This window comes from Catenulispora yoronensis, assembly GCF_039531695.1.
In the GTDB taxonomy this organism is placed as follows: Bacteria; Actinomycetota; Actinomycetes; order Streptomycetales; family Catenulisporaceae; genus Catenulispora; species Catenulispora yoronensis.
Genome location: NZ_BAAAQN010000014.1, coordinates 65,675 through 81,611, shown reverse-complemented (window position 1 = coordinate 81,611; position 15,937 = coordinate 65,675). Strand labels below are relative to the sequence as shown.

Here is a 15,937-nt window from a genome sequence, read left to right as displayed (position 1 = left end):
GATACCCATGGGCGGGACTATTCGGACGTTGAACCGACCGACGGTCGAAGGTGCGACGGCCGCACGTGGGACGGCACGGCCGGCCGGGGATATCTCGTCATCTTGACGATAATGGCGCGGACCCGCTACCTTCGCAGCGTTCGAGCGCGCGCCGGGGGCCGGCGCCGAGCAGGCGTTCGAGAATGCTTGGGGGGATCTTCGATGGCGGACATCACGAGGCGGCTGTTCCTCAGCCACTTCCGGGGCAGCCCGACCAACCACGTGGTGCACCTGCGCCGCGGCCAGGTCGCGCACGAGGGCACCGGACAGGCGTTCTGGTTCCGGCCGCTGACCGCGGTGCTGGCCGAGGTGCCGGTGGACGACCGGGAGCTGCCGATGCTGTTCCACGGCCGGACCAAGGACTTCCAGGACGTCACGGTGCAGGCCTCGATGACCTACCGCTTCGTCGACCCGGCGGTGGCCACCCGGCGGCTGGACTTCGCCGTGGACCTCGGGACCGGCCAGTGGCGGGCCACGCCGCTGGAGCAGGTCGCGGTGCTGCTCACCGAGCTGGCGCAGCAGCACGCGCTGACCCTGATCGCCACCATGGAGCTGGCCGAGGCGCTGGCCACCGGGACCGCCGCGGTACGGGAGCGGGTGGCCGGCGGCCTGGCCGCCGACGAGCGGCTGGCCGAGACCGGGATCGGCGTGGTCGGGGTCCGGGTGGTGGCGGTGAAGCCGGAGGCCGACGTCGAGCGGGCGCTGCGCACCCCCACCAGGGAGCTGATCCAGCAGGAGGCGGACCGGGCCGGGTTCGAGCGCCGCGCGCTGGCCGTCGAGCGCGAGCGGGCGATCAGCGAGAACGAGCTCCAGAGCCGGATCGAGCTGGCCACCCGCGAGGAGCAGCTGGTGGCGCAGGAGGGCGCGAACGCGCGGCGGCGGGCCACGGAGCAGTCGGCCGCGGCGCGCATCGCCGCCGAGGGCGACGCCGACCGGGCCCGGATCGCCGCCGAGGGCGAGGCCGAGCGGGCCCGGATCGCGACGACCGCGAACGCCGAGCGCACGCGCACCGTGGCCCAGGCGGACGCCGACGCGCTGCGGGTGCGCAGCTCCGCGAACGTCGAGGACGCGCGCGCGATGGGCGCGGCGCAGGCCGAGAACGAGGCGGCGAAGCTGGCCGCCTACGCGGGCCTGGACCGCGACGTGCTGTTCGCGCTGGCGCTGCGCGAGTTCGCCGGGCAGCTGCCGGAGATCGGGACCGTGAACCTGACGCCGGACGTGCTGACCGGGCTGCTGAACAAGCTGGCGGGCGGCGCGCCGGGCGCCGCCGGCCTCGCGGGCGGGGAGTAGCGGCGCGATGTCCGTGGCGCCGCGCGTGGTCCTCGTGCACCGGCACAGCGAGCGCGACGAGATCGTCGCCGAGCAGGGGACGTGGGGGCAGGCCGAGTTCGTCCAGAAGCGCCGCGGCGTGTCGCTGTCGTCGGTGAAGAAGCGGCACGAGTCGCTCGGCGCGGCCGTGCAGGCCGTCTCCGCAAGCATCCCCAAGGAGTGGCGCCGCGGCACGGTCGAGCGGGCCGACTTGCCGCGCTTCCTGTTCGAGCCGGAGGACGTGGTGGTCGTGGTCGGCCAGGACGGGCTGGTGGCCAACACCGCCAAGTACCTGGACGGCCAGCCGGTGATCGGCATCGATCCCACCCCCGGCAGCAACATGGGGGTCCTGGTCCGCCACTCCCCCGGCGACTTCGAGGGTTTGCTCGGCCGGGTCGGCGCGGGCAAGGCCCGGTTCGAGGCCCGCACCATGGTCTCGGCGGCCACCGACGACGGGGAGTCGCTGCTGGCGCTCAACGAGGTCTACCTCGGGCACTCCGGCCACCAGTCGGCCCGCTACCTCATCACCACGCCCGACGGCGCCGAGGAGCACCACTCCTCCTCGGGGCTGCTGGTCGGCTCCGGGACCGGCGCCACCGGGTGGCTGCTGTCCATCGCCCGGCAGCGGGCCCGCCAGGTCAGCCTGCCCGCGCCGACCGATCCCGAGCTCGGCTGGTTCGTGCGGGAGGCGTGGCCGTCGCCGACGACCGGCGCCGACCTGACCGAGGGGCTGCTGCCCGCCGGGGAGGAGCTGGCGGTGCGGATCGAGGGCGAGTCCCTGGTGGTGTTCGGCGACGGGATCGAGAGCGACCGGCTGACCCTCACCTGGGGCCAGACCGTGCGGATCCGGGCGGCGGGGCGGCGTCTGCGACTGGTGGTCTGAGATTCACCCGACCCGCGTGGCCCGGTGTCGGTGGCAGGGCGCACACTTGTCAGGGAGCTAACGCTGACATGGGGGCGGTCGTGAAGCAGGGCAGAGCACAGGGCACTGAGCAGGTGACGATCGCCGGCGTGGTGATGTTCGTCGCCGGGCTGCTGTGGACGGGCCGGTACACGATGCGGGCGCTGGCCATGCCCGACACCTACGACGGCGCGCTGGTCATCGGCGGGAGCGTGACGCTGGTCGGCGTGGTGCTGACGCTCATCGGGGTGCTGGGGTGGCTGCGGGGGCGGTGAGCGGCCCCGCAGGCCGTCTCAGGAGTCGACGAGCGCCGCGTGGTGCTCGGCGGCCCATCGAGCCAGGGCGGACAGCGGCCCGTCCGCGAAGGACTCACCGAGGGCGGTGAGCTGGTAGATCGCGCCGGCGGCACCAGCGGTCGGCCCGGCCGGGCGGGATCTGGCGACCAGCCCGCGCGCCAGCAGGCGCTGGAGGGACTGATAGAGCACCTTGTCGCTCGCCCCCGCGATGCCCGCCACTAAGTCTTTGCGGCGCGTCGGCCCGAGCCGGAGGGCCGTGAGGACCACCGGGTCCCAGGCGTGGCTGACGAGTTCCGCCGCTGCCCGCACATGGCAGTCGACGACGAAGATCGGGCACTGTTCCTCGGGCACGAACCGAGTCTCGCACAGGTCGTCCTACCGGATGGTAGGAGATCGGCTCGTAGCGTCGCCCTCATGACGAACATCGGGATACTGGGCACCGGCGGCTTCGCCGTGGCGATGGGCCGGGCGTGGGCCGCGGTGGGACACGCGATCGTGGTGACCGGCCGCGATCCGGGGCGTGCGGGTGATGCCGCACAGAAGATCGGTCCCGCAGCGCGCGCGGTCGACGTGGGCGATTTCGCACGCAGCGTCGACGTCGTCGTGATCGCAGTGGCCTGGGAAGGCCTCGAAACCGCCATCGGCCTGGTCGGAGGCCCCCGGGGCGCACTCGCCGGCCGGACCGTGCTCGACTGCACCGTCCCGGTCCTGCGCACCGGTCCGCACAAGATGGAATCGGGCTCCGCCGCCGAGATGGTGGCTCGGCTGGCGGCGGGAGCGCACGTGGTCAAAGCCCTGCATCTGTTCGCCGGGGCCTCCTGGCCCTACACCGGAGCGCCACAGGCGGCACCGGTCGTGGCGGTCTGCGGGGACGAGCCGTCCGCCCTGGAGACGGCCGCGCAGCTCGTCGCCGACCTCGGCGCGCACACCGCCGTCGTCGGAGGCCTGGACAGCGCCCGCCAGGCGGAGGAGACCGCCGGCTTCGTGCTGCGCGTGGTGGGGGCGGGGCGCAATCCGAGGTTCGCAGTGCCCGATGTGGATCCGGCGCGGCGCGCCACTGCCTAGGGCCGTCCCCCGACCTTCCGGATCACCCGCGCCGCCAGCCGGCACCCGGCCGCCAGCGCCTCCTCCGGGTCCGCGTCCCGCATCCACGCCGCCAGGTACCCGGCGGCGAACGCGTCGCCGGCGCCGGTGGTGTCCACCAGCTCGCCCGGCCCCAGCGGCTCGGCCGCCACCCGGATCGTCCGGTCGAACAGCGCGTCGTGCCGCACCACGCCGTCCGCGCCGAGCTTGACCACCACCTGGTCGCACAGCTCGGTCAGGGCCCGCGTCGCGGCGACCGGGTCGTCGTCGATCCCGGTCAGCACCGCCGCCTCGTCCCGGTTGGCGATCAGCATGTACGGGTTGCCGATCCAGTCCAGGAACCGGTCCGGTCCGACGGCGGCCAGCGGCCCGGCCGAGGCCACGTCGACCGAGGTCGTCATCCCGTGCCGCCGCGCCAGGTCCAGCGCGGCGATGCCGGCCGCCCGGGTGTCCGGGTTCAGCACCGTGTACCCGGACAGGTGCAGGTGCCGGCCGGGCTGGAACTCGGCGCGCGGCAGATCCACCGGGGTCAGCGCGCAGTTGGCCCCGGGGTCCGGGACCATGGTCCGCTCCCCGGCCGGGTCGACGAGCACGACGACGGTGCCGGTGGGCCGGGACGCGTCGACCTTCAGCAGCGCCCGGACCCCGGTGGCGCGCAGTGCCTCGGCGGCCTCGCGCCCCGGCAGGTCGTCGCCGACGCAGCCCACGAACAGCGCCTCGTGCCCGGTGGCGGCCAGCCAGCAGGCGGTGTTGGCGGCCGAGCCGCCGCCGCGCATGGAGATCCGCCCCGGGCTGTCCGAGGCGGCCACCAGCGGCCCGCCGAGCTGGGCCAGCACGTCCACCATCAGGTCGCCGACGACGACGATCGGGGCGGCCGTCCCGGGCGGGCCGGCCGGCGGCGGCGCCCACCGGCCGTCCGGCTCCACGGCGGCCACGCGCGGACCTTAGCGGGCCGGCGCGGCGTCGATGATCGCCGCCGCGATCCGGGCCGCCAGCTCGGCGTTCCGCTTCACCAGCAGCACGTTGGCCCGCAGCGACGCGCCGTCGGTCTCGCGGTGGAAGTACTCCAGCAGGAACGGCGTCACGTCCTTGCCGGCCACGCCCTGCTTCTCGGCGGCGGCCAGCGCCTCGTTCAGGATCCGGTCGTGCAGCTCCGGGTCGAGCTGGTCCTCGACCGGGATCGGGTTGGCGATCAGCGCCCCGGAGGACACCGCCGGCCAGGCCAGCTGCCAGTGCGCGAGCACCGCGTCGGCGATCTCCTCCGCGAAGTCGAAGCTCCACTCCAGCGCGTGCCCTGAGTCGGCCAGGTAGAAGCCGGGGAACCGGGTGGTGCGGTAGCCGAAGACCGGGACGTTGAGCGTCTCCAGCCGCTCCAGGGTGGCCGGCACGTCCAGGATCGACTTCACCCCGGCGCAGACCACGGCCATCGGGACCCGGGACAGCGCGGTCAGGTCCGCCGACTCGTCCCAGGTGTCGCGCGCCAGCCGGTGCACACCGCCCAGGCCGCCGGTGGCGAACACGTCGATGTCGGCCTGCGCCGCCAGCGAGGCGGTGGCGGCCACGGTGGTGGCGCCGTGCAGGCCCTTGGCCACGGCCACGCCCAGGTCGCGCACGCCGAGCTTGACGACGTCGTCGGACTCGGCGATCAGCCGCAGCTCGTCGTCGGACAGCCCGACGCAGGGCTTGCCGCCGACCACCGCGATGGTGGCCGGGACCGCGCCGTGGTCCCGCACCGTCTGCTCGATCTCGCGGGCGATGCGCAGGTTGTCCGGCCGCGGCAGCCCGTGGCTGATGATCGTGGACTCCAGCGCCACCACCGGCGTGTCCGATTCCAGCGCCTCGATCACCTCGGGGTGGATCCGCAGGCCCTCGCCGTCCACGGTCACAATCGCCTCCTGCTCGCCCGACGGGGCATAAACATCGGTCTGGTTACGCTGATGCGAACACTACTGAAGATCGTAGATCGAGCCGGGAGTGGGTAGTGAGCGACGAAGTGACCGTGACCGACAACCGGGAAAACCGCCGGTACGAGGCGCGCCTGGGCGCCGAGCTGGCCGGGGTGCTGACCTACCGCGTGCAGGACGGCATAGCGGTCCTGCCGCACACCGGCGTCGAGCCCCGCTTCGAGGGCCGCGGCATCGGCGGCAAGCTGGCGAAGGCCGCCTTGGACGGCGCCCGGGAGCAGGGGCTGAAGGTGGCGCCGTGGTGCCCGTTCATAGCCGCCTACATCAAGAAGAACCCCGAGTACGCGGACCTGGTCGCGGCCGGTTTCTGAGCCGCCCTAGGCCGACGCGCCCAGCACTTCGTCGACCAGCGCGTCGACCAAGCTGGCGGGAATCGCCGCGCCGATGAGGGCGCGGTAGACGAGCGGCCCCAGCAGCGTGTCGAGCGCCACCTCGGGGTCGACCCGGGGCGAGATTCCCCCGCCGGTGATGCCTCTCACCATCATGTCGAGCTCCGCCTCGCGGCGCGGCCCCAGATAGCGCTTGTGGAAGCTCTCGGCCGTGGCCTCGTCGTGCTGCGCCTGGGCGAGCAGCACCAGCAGTACTTTCCCGGCCGGATCCGTACTGAGGAAGTCCGCGAAGTCGCGCAGGTAGGCGCGGATACTCGCGACCGTCGGCTCCCCCGCCGGGATCGGCAGCTGCTTGCCGCTGTCCTCGATCAGCGTGTCGATGAGGATCTCGACCTTCGAGGGCCACCACCGGTAGATCGTCTGCTTGGCGACGCCGGCCCGCCGCGCGATCGCCTCGATGGTCAGGGCCCCGAAGCCGTTCTCCGCCAGCAGGTCGTCGGCGGCGTGCAGCACCGCCAGGCGCGCGGCCTCGTCACGGCGCGGGCCGGAGCGCGGTCGGGGGTTCGGCGGACTCTCGGCGGACATGGGACGACGATACCGGGCGCCTGCTCACGGACCTGTCCCGCCGCTCACAGCGCCAGCGCCCGGTCCACGATCGCACCGACCTCCAGGCCGCGCGGCAGCGTCCCGAACGTCCGGCCCCAGTCCCCGCCGAGCCGGGAGGCCACGAACGCGTCCGCGACCGGCGCGGGCGCGAACCGCAGCATCAACGACCCCTGAAGCACCAGCGCCATCCGCTCCACGAAGCGGCGCGCGCCGGCCTCGTCGACCGTCCCGAGCTCGTCCTGGAGCTCCTTGAACGCGGCGTCGAACCGCGCGTCGGCGCCCCGCGCCGCGCCGACCTCGGCGAGGAACGCGTCCCACACCCCGGCCTCCTTGGCCAGCGCGCGCAGCACGTCCAGGGCGTTGACGTTGCCCGAGCCCTCCCAGATCGAGTTCAGCGGCGCTTCGCGGTACAGGCGCGGCATGCCCGATTCCTCGACGTATCCGTTGCCGCCGAGGCACTCCAGCGCTTCGGCGGCGAACGGCGCGCAGCGCTTGGTCACCCAGTACTTGGCGACGGCGAGCCCGATCCGGCGGAACCGGCGCGACTGCTCGTCGGCGGCCGCTCCGGTCGCGGCGTCGGTGGCCGAGGCCAGATGCAGCGCGGTCAGGGTCGCCGCCTCCGACTCCAGCGCCAGGTCGGCCAGCACGGTGCGCATCAGCGGCTGGTCGGCGAGCAGCTTGCCGAACGCCTTCCGGGACCGGGTGTGGTTGACGGCCTCGGCCAGCGCCGCGCGCATCAGCGAGGCCGAGCCGGTGACGCAGTCGAGCCGGGTCATGGCGACCATCTCGATGATGGTGGCCACCCCGCGGCCCTCGTCGCCGACCCGCCAGGCGCGGGTGTGGTGGAACTCGACCTCGGAGGAGGCGTTGGCGCGATTGCCGAGCTTGTCCTTCAGCCGCTGGAGGCGGAAGGAGTTGCGGGTCCCGTCGGGCAGCACGCGCGGGATCAGGAAGCAGGTCAGGCCGCCGGGCGCCTGGGCCAGCACGAGGAAGACGTCGCACATCGGCGCGGAGGTGAACCACTTGTGGCCGACGAGCGTGTACTCGCCGTCGGCGCCGGGGACCGGGGTCGCGGCGGTGGTGTTGGCGCGCACGTCGGAGCCGCCCTGCTTCTCCGTCATGCCCATGCCGGCCAGGCAGCCGGCCTTGGCGGCCGGGTCGCGCAGCCCGAAGTCATAGGTCTTCGACGCCAGGCGCGGCGTCCACAGCGCGGCGAGGCCGGGATCGGCTTGCAGGGCCGGGACGGCGGCGTACGTCATCGAGACCGGGCACAGGTGGCCGCCGTCGGTCTGGCCCCAGACCAGCATCTTGGCGGCGCGGGCGGTGTGCCGCGGGCTCGCCGGGTCCTCCTGCCAGGGGGCGGCGCCGAGGCCGTGGCCGACCGCGACGGTCATCAGCTCGTGCCAGGCCGGGTGGAACTCGACCTCGTCGACGCGCCGGCCGTAGCGGTCGTGGGTGACCAGGACGGGATGGTGCGCCTCGGCGAGCCGGCCCCATTCGCGGGCCTGGAAGGAGCCGGCGAGCGCCCCGAGCCCGAGGAGTTCGCCGTGGGTGGCGGAGTTTTCCCCGAACAGCCGGGTCACGGCGCCGACGAGGGCCGGGTCCGCGCCGTAGGCGTTGTATCCGGCCAGCGGCCGGGCCTGGTTCAGGGGCTCGTCGGCGGGGCCGGTCAGCGTGCCTTCGGACATTGTTCGGCTCATCTCCGTTCGGCGGGATGCGGGTACTGGGGCCTGCTGCCGTTAACGTAGTACCCGATCGCCCCACTCGCCTACCAACCGGTAACAACGACAGATTGTCCAGCGAACCTCCCCTCCGTCCCGTCGTCGGCCCCGAGGACCAGCGCATGCGCCCAGTGCTCGACCTGCCCGCCGGCGCCGACGCCGCCGCCCCGGAGACCGCCGCCCGGCCGTCGCCGCGCGAACGCTTGCGCGCGCAGGCCCGGAACTGGTGGCGGGTCGTCAAGATCACCTTCGCCATCTGCATGCGGTACCGGATCACCGGGCTGGCCGCCGAGGCGGCGTTCTTCGCGCTGCTGTCGCTGCCGCCGCTGGCGATCGGGCTGGCCGGCACCCTGGGCTACCTCAACGGCTGGATCGGCGCCACGAAGATCGCCGAGATCAAGGGCCACATCCTCAACGGCGCCGGCACCATGCTGTCCGCGCCGGGCATCGAGAAGCTCGACGGCCTGCTGACCAACCTGCTCACCAACGGCCATCCGGACCTGATCTCCATCGGGTTCCTGCTGGCGCTGTGGGCCGGGTCGCGGGCCATGAACGTGTACGTCGACACCATCACCATCGCCTACGGCCTGTCCGGGCGCCGGGGCATCGTCCGCACCCGGTTCCTGGCCTTCGGGATGTACCTGCTGGGCCTGGTCCTGGGCTCGGTGGCGCTGCCGCTGCTGGTGATCGGGCCGGACCTGCTGGTCAGCGCGTTCCCGGGGATCGAGGGGCTGATCCACGCCGCGTACTGGCCGGTGGTGCTGACGGTGCTGGCGGCCTTCCTCAACACCCTGTACCACCTGGCGGTGCCGGTGCGCACGCCGTGGTCGCAGGACCTGCCGGGCACCGTCCTGGCGCTGCTGCTGTGGCTCGGCGGATCGGCGCTGCTGCGGGACTACGTCTCGTCCACGTTCTCCGGGACGAACGCGTCGAACTCGCTGTACGGAGGGCTCGCCGCGGCCGTGGCGATCCTGGTGTGGCTGTACGTCACCGCCATGGCCACGCTGCTCGGCGCGGCGCTGAACGCGGCGGTGGAACAAGTGTGGCCCTCGCGGAAGTTGTGGTTGGCGAGGCTGGCGCTGAGGCAGCGGGTGGCAGCTCAGAGGGACAGTCCCCCCGAGCCCGCGGAAGGACCTTCCCCTCCGGACTGAGCTGGCCGAAAACTCTGGCGACAACGCCTGACAGGCGTACGTACCATGAAGCGATCTTCCAGGATTTCGGTAGATACCGGGACAGGCGACGGACCTGCGTCCCCGGACTAGTTGAACCGGACAGAACAGTGAAAGCTGGGACAGCATACGTGTCACAAGCAGCTCCGATGGGCTCGCAGCGGCTCCGGGCGCTGGGCTGGACCGCGGGCCACCAGAAGGCCTTCGCGATCCTGCAGGAAGCCGCCGGTGCCGACCTCATACCGGCACTGGTCACCGAGGCCGGCGACGGCGGGTGCGACGCCGAGGCCGGAAGCGGCCCGCTGCGCGCCACCTACGGCCCCAACCTGCTGCTCTCCATGGCGGCCGACCCCTTGAGACGACCCCTCACCGACGACTGGATCGCGGTCCGGCGCTGGCCGGACGGACGCGCGACCGCGGAGGCCATACTGAGCCGCCGCGTGACCCTCATGCGCCAAGAACCCTCGCGTTAGCGCCGCCCCGGCCCGAACCCGCGCCGCACCCGCGATGCACCGCGCCGCCCCGTGAGGCCCCGTGACGAACCCCGGTGCGGGCCCCGCCCCGCACCCCGCCCTCACACCCCGCCCTCGCACCCGCAGCGCCGCCCTCGCACCCCGCGGCGCCCGGACTCCTGGCGGACTTCCAGGGTTTTTCCCCGCGCGATAGCGGACATTTCCTCCGTAAATGGACCGGACTTCCAGCGGACTTCAACGTTCCGCGACGCGACCGGAGCCTAACGTAATCGCTTGCACTGGGTATGCACTCCGTGACGGTCGGGTCACGGAGCCTGGTGGAAGGCTGGGGGGCGCGGAGTATGGGGCAGCAGGCCGCAGGCGGAACCGATCTGGACCCGGAGCGCGTCCCGGGTCTGATCCGGGACAGCTTCGCCCTGGTCGGGGCGATCCCGGACCGGGTCGTCGCGCACTTCTACGCGCTGGTCTTCACCGAGCATCCGGAGATGCGGGACATGTTCCCGCCGATGATGGACGCCCAGCGCGACCGCCTGTTCCAGGCCCTGGTCCGGGTGGTGGCCGAGGCCGACCGTCCGGACACGCTCGCCGACTACCTGCGCCAGCTGGGCCGCGACCACCGCAAGTACGGCGCGCGCCCGGAGCACTACGACGTGATCTGGCGCTGCCTGATCTCGGCCCTGAAGCGCTACGCCGGGCCGGGCTGGACCCCGGACATGGACCAGGCCTGGCTGGCCGCCTACCAACTGGTGGCCGGGACCATGATCGAGGCCGCCGAACAGGACTCGCACCTGACCCCGGCCTGGTGGACGGCCCGCGTGGTGAAGCACGAGCTGCGCACCCGCGACATCGCCGTCCTGACCCTGGAGCCGGACGCCCCCTACGAGTTCCGCCCGGGACAGTACCTCTCCCTGGAGACCCAGCGCTGGCCCCGCGTCTGGCGGCACTACTCCATAGCCAGCGCGCCCCGCGCCGACAACACCCTGACCCTGCACGTCCGCGCCGTCCCCGCCGGCTGGGTGTCCAACGCGCTGGTGAACCACACCCGCGTCGGCGACACCGTCCGCCTGGGGCCGCCGATGGGAACGATGTTCTGCAGCACGGTCTCGGCCCGCGACGTCCTGTGCATAGCCGGCGGCACCGGCCTGGCGCCGATCAAGGCGATCCTGGAGGACATGGCCCAGTGGAACACCAACCGCCGGGTCCGCCTCTTCTTCGGCGCCCGGCGCGACCAGGAGCTCTACGACATGCCGGCCCTCACCGGGCTGGTGGAGCGCTTCCACTGGCTCTCCCTGGTCACCCCGATCTCCCACGACCCCCACGCGCCCGGCGAACGCGGCATGCTCCCCGAGGTGGTGGCCCGCCACGGCGACTTCCACAACCACTGGGAGGGGTGCGACGTGTACGTGTCAGGCTCCGTACCGATGGTCCGCGCGACCATCGCCCGCCTCCAGGAGCTGAACATCCCCCTGGCCAACATCCGCTTCGACGCCTACGGCGGCATGGACGGCCTCTGGCAGCCGGGCGCCGGCCAGGGCAGCCCGACACCGCCCACGACCCCGGCCGCCCCCGGAACGGCCGTCCAGGCCGCCGGCCACGGCACCGGCCCGGCCCCGGCGGACAGCGTGTCCGCGACAGGATCCTGGCTCGGCGCCGAGCCGCGCGGCGGATGGCGGAGGGACAACGGATGGCGGGCCGTGGCCGGACCTGCTGAGGACTCGGGGATCGCGCGCAGTGTCGAGGAGTATTTGTCGCGGGTTTCCTAGGTCGCGGGTTTCCTAGACTGTGGAGCCCGACCCGCGCGGCCACCTCACGCCAGGCCAGGAGCCCGATGACGACCTCGAACGCGATTCACGCGACCTTGCTGGTCCTGTACTCGCCGCGGATGGAGGAGTGCCACCGCTTCTACAGCGACCTCGGGTTGGACTTCACCGCCGAACAGCACAGTCGGGGGCCCCGGCATTACGCCGCGGTCCTCACCGGCGGCGTCGTCTTCGAGATCTACCCGGGCGGCGCGGACCGCCGGACCGGAGCCTTGCGGCTGGGCATGGCTCTCAACGGGGCCGCCGCGACACCTCCGCTCGTCCCCGGCCGCCATCTGCTGACCGACCCCGACGGCCGTACTGTCGAGATCCACGCCGGCTGATCGCAGCCGCCATCCCGGCGGCCTGCCGGCCCTGTCCTGCCTACGCGTCGAAGTCCAGTTCCACAGCCGGTGTGAGCGGACGCGACTGGCACGCGAGGACGAATCCCTCGGCCTTCTCCTCCGGCTCCAGGGCGTAGTCATGTGCCATCGCGACCTCGCCGACGACGATCTTCGCCCGGCAGGTCCCGCACACTCCGCCGGTGCACGAGTACGGGGTGTCGGGACGGGCCTTCAGCACGGCGGCCAGCACCGAGTCGTCGTCCCTGGACATCGCCAGCTGCGTCCGCCGGCCGCCGAGCGTGACGGTGACGTCCACATCGCCCTCGGCCAGCACCTTCGCCGTCTCCGCGTAGGCGGCCGGCGGCGGCGCGTCCTCGGCGTGGAACAGCTCGAAGTGCACATGCCCGCGCCCCACGCCCCGCTCCGCCAGCACCTCCTTGGCCATGTCGACCATCGCCATCGGCCCGCACAGGTAGTAGTGCGCATCAGGACCCGGCGACGCCGCTTCCAGCAGGCCTGGCAGCCGCTCGGCGTCCACTCGCCCGGTCAGCAGCGGCGCTTCCCGCGGCTCCCGCGACAGCACGTGCAGCACCATCAGCCGTTCGGAGTAGCGATCCTTGAGATCGGCAAGCTCCTCCAGGAACATGACGGATGAAGCGCTACGATTCCCGTAGATCAGGGTAAAGCGATCCCCGCGCGCCAACGCCACTTCGGCCATGGCCAGCACCGGCGTCACCCCGCTTCCGGCGACGATCCCCACGTGTTCGCCACCCGCCTGCAACACGAAGCGCCCGGCCGGCGGCAGCACGTCGACCAGATCCCCCACCGCGAGCTTGCTCGCGGCGATCTGCCCGAACCCCCCGGGCCCCAGCTCCTTGACCGCGATGCTCAACGTCGCCCGCCCGGAGTCCCCGTAGGGTGCGGCGCACAACGAATAAGCCCGCCGGGCCTCCGCCCCGTCGAGCTCGACCCGCACCGTCACATGCTGCCCCGGCGCGAAGCCGTACCCGCCGCGCAGCTCCGCGGGCACCTCGAAGACGACACGCACAGCGTCGTCGGTCAGCCGGTCCAACCCGACAACAGGAAGAAGGGTCACAACACTCTCACAAGGGTCGACAGGACAGACATGATCACAGCGCCTTCATCGCCCCGAAGGGCTCCCCGCACGCCCGACAGGCTCGCAACGACTGGCACGGCGTGCTGCCGAACGCGCTGATGAGGCGGGTGCTGGTGCTGCCGCAGCGGGGGCAGGGGGTCGGGGGCTGAGGCGACGCGCCGGCAAGCGGCGAGGCCTCGCCCAGGCCCGCGCGCCGCCCGATCGTCACCGCCACGATCCCGCTCGCCCGGCCACCGCGCGGGGGCGCGATCCCGTGCTCGGCCAGCTTCCGCCGGCCGTCGTCGCTGATCCAGTCGGTGCTCCACGCCGGCGACATCTCCATGCGGGTGCGGACTTCGACGTGGGCGAGGTCCGCGACCGCGCCGGCGCTGCCCGTGCTGCCCGCATCGCCAGAAGTGTCGGCACCAGCACCGGCACCAGAACCAGAACCAGCACCAGCACCAGCACCAGCACCGCCGAGCGTCACCAACCGCGCCTCGACCGCCGCCCGCACATCAGCGGCGATGACCTCCGTCGCCGGACATCCGACGAACGTCGGCGTCAGCCGCACCTCGACCGCGCCGTCGTCGGCCACCGCCACGCCCCGCACGATCCCCAGATCGCCGAGCGTCACCACCGGCAGCTCCGGATCGGGCACCGCCGAAGCGGCGGCTTCGAGCAGCGCCAAGTCCGACGCCTCGATCGTCCGCGTCGCCATCCTCACCACCTCGCTCCCACCTCGCTCCTGCCTGGCTTCCGACTCGCTCTTGCCTCGACCCTCGGCCCCACCGCCGCCTACCAAGCAGCCCCGGGAAACTGCCGATGCAGCGCCTGCATCTCGCCCAGCAGGAGCCCGAACGCCTCCGTGTGCTTCCCGGCCCGACCGCCCCGCGGCTGCCAATCCCCGCTCGGCATCGTCAACGTCGCCGCCTCGATCACCTCCGCGACCGACGCCTCCCACGCGGGCCGCAGCGTCCGCGGGTCCACCGCGGCGCCCGAACCCGCCAACTCCAGCGCCACCGCGTCGGCCTCGAACAGCTCCGCCGTATAGGGCCACAGCTGATCCACGCCTTCCTGCATCCGCCGGCGGCTCTCCTCGGTGCCGTCACCCAGCCGCAGCGTCCACTGCACCGCGTGGTCCCGGTGGTAGGCGACTTCCTTCACCGCCTTGGCGGCCAGTCCCGCCAGCTCCGCGTCCGTCGACTCGCACAGCGCCGCATAGAGCTCGTACTGGTACGTCGCGAAGTACAACTGCCGCGCGATCGTCATCGCGAAGTCCCCATTGGGCTGCTCCACCAGCAGCACGTTGCGGAATTCCCGCTCCGTGCGCAGGAAAGCCAGGTCGTCCTCCGAACGCCCGCGTCCCTCCAGCGAACCCGCGTAAGTGAGCAGCGTCCGCGCCTGGCCCAACAGGTCCAGCGCGAGGTTCGCCAGCGCGACGTCCTCTTCCAGCTCCGGAGCATGCGCGCACCACTCCGACAACCGCTGCGACAGGATCAGCGCGTCGTCTCCCAGCTGAAGCGCATACTGCGCCACCGGCGTAGTCACAGGTTCTTCACGCCTTCCGGGATCCGATAGAACGTCGGATGCCGATACGTCTTGTCCGCGGCCGGGTCGAAGAACGGCTCCTTCTCGTCGGGCGACGAAGCGGAGACCTGCGCCGCCGGCACCACCCAGATGGAGACGCCCTCGCCGCGCCGCGTATAGAGATCGCGCGCATTGCGCAGCGCCATCTCCGCGTCCGACGCGTGCACGCTCCCGACATGCTGATGCGACAGCCCGCGCCGCCCTCGGATGAAGACCTCCCACAGAGGCAGACCTGTGCTCATGCCGCCGCCACGTTCCTCTCGCCGTCACGCCCGTCCGCGCTGTGCTTGGCCGCGTACGCCAGCGCCGCCTGCCGCACCCACTCGCCGTCCTCATGCGCCCGCACCCGCGCCGCGACCCGCTGCCGGTTGCACGGCCCGTTCCCGGCCAGCACCTCCTGGAACTCCGTCCAGTCGATGACGCCGAAGTCGTGGTGCCCCCGCTCCTCGTTCCACCGCAGGTCGGGGTCCGGAATGGTGAGGCCGAGCGCCTCGGCCTGCGGCACGCTGATGTCGACGAACCGCTGCCGCAGCTCGTCGTTCGAGTGTCGCTTGATCCGCCACGCCATCGACTGCGCCGAGTGCGCCGACTCCGCGTCCGGCGGCCCGAACATCATCAGCGACGGCCACCACCAGCGGTTCAGCGCGTCCTGCGCCATCGCGTGCTGCTCGGCCGTACCGTGCGCCAGGTCGTACAACAGCTCGAAGCCCTGCCGCTGATGGAACGACTCCTCCTTGCAGATCCGCACCATCGCCCGCGCATAGGGCCCGTAGGAGCAGCGCTGCAACGGGATCTGGTTGATGATCGCCGCCCCGTCCACCAGCCAGCCGATCGCACCGATGTCGGCCCAGGTCAGCGTGGGGTAGTTGAAGATCGAGGAGTACTTCTGCCGGCCGCTGTGCAGCGCGTCGAGCAGGTCCGCGCGGTCCACACCGAGCGTCTCGGCGGCCGCGTAGAGATACAGCCCGTGGCCGGCCTCGTCCTGCACCTTCGCCAACAGGATCGCCTTGCGCCGCAGCGACGGGGCCCGGGTGATCCAGTTGCCCTCCGGCTGCATCCCGATGATCTCGGAGTGCGCATGCTGCGCGATCTGCCGGACCAGCGTCTTCCGGTACGCCTCCGGCATCCAGTCCCGCGGCTCGATCCGCTCGTCGGCGGCGATCAGCTCCTCGAACCGGGCCTGCACGCTCTCCGTCCTTGCCGATGCCTCGGCCGTCACGGC

General features: G+C 72.5%; 19 protein-coding genes. 9 read left to right on the top strand and 10 right to left on the bottom strand.

The window, feature by feature from the left end:
- Positions 1-201 precede the first annotated feature (201 nt).
- The 3 genes from ABD481_RS14450 (at position 202) to ABD481_RS14440 (ending at position 2,523) form a co-directional block, all read left to right on the top strand.
- Positions 202-1,329: an SPFH domain-containing protein gene (locus tag ABD481_RS14450; RefSeq protein WP_344666140.1), complete on the top strand. Its 1,128-nt coding sequence runs from the start codon at positions 202-204 to the stop codon at positions 1,327-1,329.
- 7 nt (positions 1,330-1,336) lie between these two features.
- Positions 1,337-2,230 (top strand): NAD(+)/NADH kinase, encoded by an 894-nt coding sequence (locus ABD481_RS14445; RefSeq protein ID WP_344666139.1) that lies wholly within the window; start codon positions 1,337-1,339, stop codon positions 2,228-2,230.
- 68 nt (positions 2,231-2,298) lie between these two features.
- Positions 2,299-2,523: a hypothetical protein gene (locus ABD481_RS14440; protein ID WP_344666138.1), complete on the top strand. Its 225-nt coding sequence runs from the start codon at positions 2,299-2,301 to the stop codon at positions 2,521-2,523.
- Between the two features lie 18 nt (positions 2,524-2,541).
- On the opposite strand, the gene ABD481_RS14435 is transcribed toward ABD481_RS14440, so the two are convergent.
- Positions 2,542-2,895 carry a winged helix-turn-helix transcriptional regulator gene (locus tag ABD481_RS14435; protein ID WP_344666137.1) on the bottom strand — a complete coding sequence of 118 codons (354 nt, stop codon included), beginning with the start codon at positions 2,893-2,895 and terminating at the stop codon, positions 2,542-2,544.
- A 63-nt stretch (positions 2,896-2,958) separates the two neighbouring features.
- On the opposite strand from ABD481_RS14435, the gene ABD481_RS14430 reads away from it, so the two are divergent.
- A complete protein-coding gene (locus tag ABD481_RS14430; RefSeq protein ID WP_344666136.1) occupies positions 2,959-3,609 on the top strand; it encodes an NADPH-dependent F420 reductase in 651 nt (216 codons plus the stop codon).
- Here the strand turns inward: ABD481_RS14430 and ABD481_RS14425 are convergent.
- Together ABD481_RS14425 and ABD481_RS14420 are read right to left on the bottom strand one after the other, a co-directional pair.
- The gene (locus tag ABD481_RS14425; RefSeq protein ID WP_344666135.1) at positions 3,606-4,562 is read right to left on the bottom strand and encodes a carbohydrate kinase family protein; all 957 of its coding nucleotides are present in this window, start codon (positions 4,560-4,562) and stop codon (positions 3,606-3,608) included. The two genes, ABD481_RS14430 and ABD481_RS14425, sit on opposite strands and share 4 nt — an antisense overlap.
- 9 nt (positions 4,563-4,571) lie before the next feature.
- Positions 4,572-5,513, bottom strand: coding sequence for a pseudouridine-5'-phosphate glycosidase (locus ABD481_RS14420; RefSeq protein ID WP_425559174.1), 942 nt, complete (start codon positions 5,511-5,513; stop codon positions 4,572-4,574).
- Positions 5,514-5,608: 95 nt separating this feature from the next.
- Between ABD481_RS14420 and ABD481_RS14415 the strand changes: the two genes are divergently transcribed.
- Positions 5,609-5,902 carry a GNAT family N-acetyltransferase gene (locus ABD481_RS14415; protein WP_344666134.1) on the top strand — a complete coding sequence of 98 codons (294 nt, stop codon included), beginning with the start codon at positions 5,609-5,611 and terminating at the stop codon, positions 5,900-5,902.
- Positions 5,903-5,908: 6 nt separating this feature from the next.
- On the opposite strand, the gene ABD481_RS14410 is transcribed toward ABD481_RS14415, so the two are convergent.
- Positions 5,909-6,505, bottom strand: coding sequence for a TetR/AcrR family transcriptional regulator (locus tag ABD481_RS14410; protein WP_344666133.1), 597 nt, complete (start codon positions 6,503-6,505; stop codon positions 5,909-5,911).
- Between the two features lie 44 nt (positions 6,506-6,549).
- Positions 6,550-8,214 carry an acyl-CoA dehydrogenase family protein gene (locus ABD481_RS14405; RefSeq protein WP_344666132.1) on the bottom strand — a complete coding sequence of 555 codons (1,665 nt, stop codon included), beginning with the start codon at positions 8,212-8,214 and terminating at the stop codon, positions 6,550-6,552.
- Positions 8,215-8,369: 155 nt separating this feature from the next.
- Between ABD481_RS14405 and ABD481_RS14400 the strand changes: the two genes are divergently transcribed.
- The 4 genes from ABD481_RS14400 (at position 8,370) to ABD481_RS14385 (ending at position 12,032) form a co-directional block, all read left to right on the top strand.
- Complete coding sequence (locus tag ABD481_RS14400) at positions 8,370-9,398, top strand: YihY/virulence factor BrkB family protein (protein ID WP_344666131.1); 1,029 nt, start codon at positions 8,370-8,372, stop codon at positions 9,396-9,398.
- 149 nt (positions 9,399-9,547) lie between these two features.
- Complete coding sequence (locus ABD481_RS14395; RefSeq protein ID WP_344666130.1) at positions 9,548-9,889, top strand: hypothetical protein; 342 nt, start codon at positions 9,548-9,550, stop codon at positions 9,887-9,889.
- A gap of 341 nt (positions 9,890-10,230) precedes the next feature.
- Entirely contained in the window at positions 10,231-11,652 is a 1,422-nt protein-coding gene (locus tag ABD481_RS14390) for a globin domain-containing protein (RefSeq protein ID WP_344666129.1), read from the top strand.
- 65 nt (positions 11,653-11,717) lie between these two features.
- A complete protein-coding gene (locus tag ABD481_RS14385) occupies positions 11,718-12,032 on the top strand; it encodes a VOC family protein (protein WP_344666128.1) in 315 nt (104 codons plus the stop codon).
- Between the two features lie 40 nt (positions 12,033-12,072).
- Here ABD481_RS14385 and ABD481_RS14380 read toward each other — a convergent pair whose 3' ends face one another.
- From ABD481_RS14380 to paaA, 5 genes are all read right to left on the bottom strand, one after another.
- Entirely contained in the window at positions 12,073-13,128 is a 1,056-nt protein-coding gene (locus ABD481_RS14380; RefSeq protein ID WP_344666127.1) for a 2Fe-2S iron-sulfur cluster-binding protein, read from the bottom strand.
- Between the two features lie 34 nt (positions 13,129-13,162).
- A complete protein-coding gene (locus ABD481_RS14375; RefSeq protein WP_344666126.1) occupies positions 13,163-13,846 on the bottom strand; it encodes a PaaD-like zinc ribbon domain-containing protein in 684 nt (227 codons plus the stop codon).
- A gap of 77 nt (positions 13,847-13,923) precedes the next feature.
- Positions 13,924-14,676 carry a 1,2-phenylacetyl-CoA epoxidase subunit PaaC gene (paaC, locus tag ABD481_RS14370; RefSeq protein WP_344666125.1) on the bottom strand — a complete coding sequence of 251 codons (753 nt, stop codon included), beginning with the start codon at positions 14,674-14,676 and terminating at the stop codon, positions 13,924-13,926.
- Complete coding sequence (gene paaB / locus ABD481_RS14365) at positions 14,673-14,957, bottom strand: 1,2-phenylacetyl-CoA epoxidase subunit PaaB (RefSeq protein ID WP_344666124.1); 285 nt, start codon at positions 14,955-14,957, stop codon at positions 14,673-14,675. The genes paaC and paaB overlap by 4 nt, the downstream gene beginning before the upstream one ends.
- Positions 14,954-15,934, bottom strand: a complete 981-nt coding sequence (gene paaA / locus ABD481_RS14360) for a 1,2-phenylacetyl-CoA epoxidase subunit PaaA (RefSeq protein WP_344666123.1) — start codon at positions 15,932-15,934, stop codon at positions 14,954-14,956. The genes paaB and paaA overlap by 4 nt, the downstream gene beginning before the upstream one ends.
- Between the last annotated feature and the right edge of the window lie 3 nt (positions 15,935-15,937).

Bases quoted from the DNA above. Each gene is read 5' to 3' on its own strand.
- ABD481_RS14450 (WP_344666140.1), top strand. From the start codon at position 202: ATGGCGGACATCACGAGGCGGCTGTTCCTCAGCCACTTCCGGGGCAGC.
- ABD481_RS14445 (WP_344666139.1), top strand. From the start codon at position 1,337: ATGTCCGTGGCGCCGCGCGTGGTCCTCGTGCACCGGCACAGCGAGCGC.
- ABD481_RS14440 (WP_344666138.1), top strand. From the start codon at position 2,299: ATGGGGGCGGTCGTGAAGCAGGGCAGAGCACAGGGCACTGAGCAGGTG.
- ABD481_RS14430 (WP_344666136.1), top strand. From the start codon at position 2,959: ATGACGAACATCGGGATACTGGGCACCGGCGGCTTCGCCGTGGCGATG.
- ABD481_RS14410 (WP_344666133.1), bottom strand. From the start codon at position 6,505: ATGTCCGCCGAGAGTCCGCCGAACCCCCGACCGCGCTCCGGCCCGCGC.
- ABD481_RS14405 (WP_344666132.1), bottom strand. From the start codon at position 8,214: ATGTCCGAAGGCACGCTGACCGGCCCCGCCGACGAGCCCCTGAACCAG.
- ABD481_RS14400 (WP_344666131.1), top strand. From the start codon at position 8,370: ATGCGCCCAGTGCTCGACCTGCCCGCCGGCGCCGACGCCGCCGCCCCG.
- ABD481_RS14390 (WP_344666129.1), top strand. From the start codon at position 10,231: ATGGGGCAGCAGGCCGCAGGCGGAACCGATCTGGACCCGGAGCGCGTC.
- ABD481_RS14385 (WP_344666128.1), top strand. From the start codon at position 11,718: ATGACGACCTCGAACGCGATTCACGCGACCTTGCTGGTCCTGTACTCG.
- ABD481_RS14375 (WP_344666126.1), bottom strand. From the start codon at position 13,846: ATGGCGACGCGGACGATCGAGGCGTCGGACTTGGCGCTGCTCGAAGCC.
- paaB (WP_344666124.1), bottom strand. From the start codon at position 14,957: ATGAGCACAGGTCTGCCTCTGTGGGAGGTCTTCATCCGAGGGCGGCGC.